Below are 3358 nucleotides of genomic sequence, written 5' to 3' on the forward strand. Positions count from 1 at the left end.
AAAGGCGCTGATCGAGAAGCTGGGGCTGGCGAAGCCACAGTAAACCTAGAAACGGCAGTTGACCGCTTTGCATCTTCCCCTGGGCGCGTGCATCCTTCGCTCTGACGGCCCTGCACCATGTCCCCCACACCTTCACCGCCGCCACTTCCCGCACTGCTGGCCGCTGCGTGCCGAGCCGTGTCCCAAAGCGGTGGGCCCAGGCCCCACATGGTGAATGACATGGATACCCCGCAAGCGCCGGGTCCTCACCCTTCGCCCCCCTCGGGGCAAGTGGTGTGGTTGCACCCCGCCGCGCCGCCCAAGTCCGTCGAGGGCGCGCCCTGCAACGGGGGCTGCATGGTGGCAGCCCCAGCCAGCGTGACCGGCTGGCGCCACCCCTGGGTGGTGCGCGGCTTGTCGCGCCTGGCGCGGCGGTGGATTGCCCCCGGCGTGGGGTGCGATGCGCAACTGCAGGCGCAGCCGCCGTCTTCCGGTTTGTGATTTTGCTATTAAAATAATAGCTGCTAGCGCTTACTTATCAAGCGCTAGGTGCCAATATGGCTTGAAGCTCTGCAGCGGGCGGCTGTGTGGCCTGCACGCCCTGCCGTGGCGCCAGGTGGATGCCTGCCAGCATGCAGCGCACCGAGCCCCCTGCCAGTTCGATGGTGGGAACGGCCAGGGGCAGCAGGGTGGCGTGCTGTTCCATGGCCTTGCGCTGTGCGGGCGTGAGGCTGGCGGCCGCCCGCGCCGACAGGGCGAGCACCGGGCCCGCCGTGCCCTGCAGTTCCAGCGCGTTGGCGGCAAAGTCTGCGATCTGCTCGGGGCTCAGATCGATCACGGTGTGGCCGCTCTCCCACAGCCGCTCCTGCACCTCGCGCCGCCGGGCTGCGTCGCTGACCATGTGAAAGCCGCCCATCGCAAAGCCGGTGCCAATGCACAGCATCACGTTGGTGTGGTAACAGGGCTGGCCTGCCGCATCGGCCGTGGCAAACACCATGGGCTCGTACTGGAAGTGGGTGCAAAAGCGCTCCAGCGCCACCGGGTTGGCCCGGTGCGATTGGGCCGTGTAGGCCACGCGGCCGATGTGGTCGAGCACCATGGCGCCTGTGCCTTCAAGGAACACGCCGTCTTGCTCCAGGCCGGAGTAGTCCACCACCTCTTGCACGCGGTATTGGGCCTTGAGCTGCTCGATGATGTCGTGGCGCCGCTCGCGGCGGCGGCTGGGCGCGTACATGGGGTACAGCGCCACATGACCGCCGGCGTGGGTGGAAAACCAATTGTTGGGGAACACCGAGTCGGGTGTGCCGGGCTGCCCCGGTGCGCCGGTGTCGTCAAACAGGTGCACGCGCACGCCCGCCTGGGCGATGCGGGCCGCGGCCTCGGTCACCTCGGCATGGGCGCGGCGTGCCAGCTCGGTGGGCGGTGCGCCGCTGCTGCGCTGGTAGGCGTTGTCTGCGGCGGTCTCGGGGTTGGGGTGGAAGTGGTGCGGGCGCACCATCACCACGGCGGCGGGGGCTTGCATGGAAGGGCGTGGGCGCTGGCTGTGGGGCAGGGCAGGGGATGTCGTCGCAGTCATGGCGGTGCTGTGTCGGTATTCACGCCACGCGGCGCAGGGCGATGCGCTGGCGGTCTCCATGGGTGCGGCCAAACAGGTCCTTGGGGTCGCCATCGGTGGGCACCAGCTCCACCTCCGTGCCCAGGTGGCGGGCGGTGGCCAGCTGGTGCACGTAACGCAGGGCCGAGTAGTCCTCCAGCGCAAAACCCACCGAGTCGAACACCGTCACGTCCTGCGCTGACTGGCGGCCAGACGTCTGGCCGCTGAGCACGCGCCACAGCTCCGTCACCGGGTGGTCTGCGGGCAGTTGCTGGATGTCGCCTTCGATGCGGGTTTGCGGCTCGTATTCCACAAAGATGCGGGCGGCGCGCAGCACATCGGCGTGCAGCTCGGTCTTGCCGGGGCAGTCGCCGCCCACGGCGTTCAGGTGCATGCCGGGCTCGATCATGTCGGGCGTGAGGATGGTGGCGTTGGCCTTGTCTGCGGTGATGGTGGTGACGATGTCGGCACCCCGCACCGCCTCGGCAACCGATGCTGCTGGCACCACGCGCAGGCCGGGCACCGTGGCCAGGTTGCGCTGCAGCTTGGCGGTGGCAGCGGGGTCAATGTCGAACACCCTCAGCTCGTCCACCCCCAGCAGCGCATGGAACGCCAGGGCCTGGAATTCGCTTTGCGCGCCGTTGCCGATGAGGGCCATGCGGCGCGCACCGGGGCGGGCCAGGGCGCGCGCCGCCATGGCCGAGGTGGCGGCCGTGCGCAACGCGGTGGTCAGCGTCAGCTCGGACACCAGCAGCGGGTAGCCCGTGGCCACCTCGGACAGCACCCCGAAGGCCATCACCGTGGGCAGGCCGCCCGTTGGGTTGCTGGGGTTGCCCGGGTGGCCGTTAACGTACTTGAAGCTGTAGAAGGCGCTGTCGGCCACGGGCATCAGCTCGATCACGCCGCGTGCGCTGTGGCTGGCCACGCGGGCGGTTTTGTCAAAGTCGGGCCAGCGCAGGTAGTCGCTTTGCAGGTGCTCTGCCAACTCGGTCATGAAGCGGGCGGGGCTGATGTCGTGGACCAACTGGGCGAGGGTGGGCAGGTCGATCAGGCGGGTCATGGGGTGTCTCCAGTTCAGCGTTGTGGTGTGCTGGGGAGAATTTTCCGGAGGGCATGCGCCAACGAACAGCCCACAAGCTGCTCAAATAGTCCTATAAATTGGCGTTTTGTCTGATCGAGGTGGCTAAATGTTCAAAATCGATGACACCGACCGCGAGATTCTGAGCATCCTGCGGGCCGATGCCCGCACCCCGGTGGCGGTCCTCGCGCAAAAGCTGCGCATTGCCCGGGGCACCGTGCAGAACCGCCTTCGCAAGCTGGAGGACAGCGGCGTCATCACCGGGTACACGGTGCGGCTGCGCCCGGAGTCCGAGCCCCAGCGCATCCGGGCGTGGATGAGCATCGCCGTCGAAGGCAATGCCGCACCAGGGGTCATTCATGCCCTGCGCGGCGAGCCTGCCGTGGGCACCTTGCATACCACCAACGGGCGCTGGGACATCGTGGCGGAGGTGCGCTCTGAGAGTCTGGAGGCGTTTGATGCAGCGCTGGGGCGCATCCGCCTCACGCCCGGCATTGCGAACACCGAAACCAGCATCCTGCTGTCCACCTACAAGGCTTGAGGCCCCCACGGTCGACAACGCGCGTCAGCCCATGGGGCGTCAAACTGGCGCAGCTGAGGGCCGTGGCTCCAAGCCTGCCTGCGCAGGCTTGGAGGTGCCCAAAGAGCCGCCGCCTGTACATGGGCACGGCGGCCTACCAGAAGTTTGCCCAGGACACCTTCACGCG

Annotated in this window: 4 protein-coding genes; 2 read left to right on the forward strand and 2 right to left on the reverse strand. The window is 67.9% G+C overall.

What is annotated here, in order from left to right; genetic code table 11:
• Positions 1 to 219: 219 nt before the first annotated feature.
• On the forward strand, positions 220 to 480 hold the full coding sequence (locus tag J8G26_RS19010; protein WP_210570817.1) for a hypothetical protein: 261 nt from the start codon (positions 220 to 222) through the stop codon (positions 478 to 480).
• 37 nt (positions 481 to 517) lie between these two features.
• On the opposite strand, the gene J8G26_RS19015 is transcribed toward J8G26_RS19010, so the two are convergent.
• A complete protein-coding gene (locus tag J8G26_RS19015) occupies positions 518 to 1555 on the reverse strand; it encodes an arginine deiminase-related protein (protein WP_246881486.1) in 1038 nt (345 codons plus the stop codon).
• A gap of 19 nt (positions 1556 to 1574) precedes the next feature.
• Positions 1575 to 2633, reverse strand: a complete 1059-nt coding sequence (locus tag J8G26_RS19020; RefSeq protein WP_210570819.1) for an ornithine cyclodeaminase — start codon at positions 2631 to 2633, stop codon at positions 1575 to 1577.
• Between the two features lie 127 nt (positions 2634 to 2760).
• Between J8G26_RS19020 and J8G26_RS19025 the strand changes: the two genes are divergently transcribed.
• Positions 2761 to 3192 (forward strand): Lrp/AsnC family transcriptional regulator, encoded by a 432-nt coding sequence (locus J8G26_RS19025; protein WP_210570820.1) that lies wholly within the window; start codon positions 2761 to 2763, stop codon positions 3190 to 3192.
• The last annotated feature ends 166 nt before the right edge of the window (positions 3193 to 3358 follow it).

It is taken from the genome of Acidovorax sp. JG5, from assembly GCF_017939685.1.
Taxonomy (GTDB): Bacteria; Pseudomonadota; Gammaproteobacteria; order Burkholderiales; family Burkholderiaceae_C; genus Acidovorax.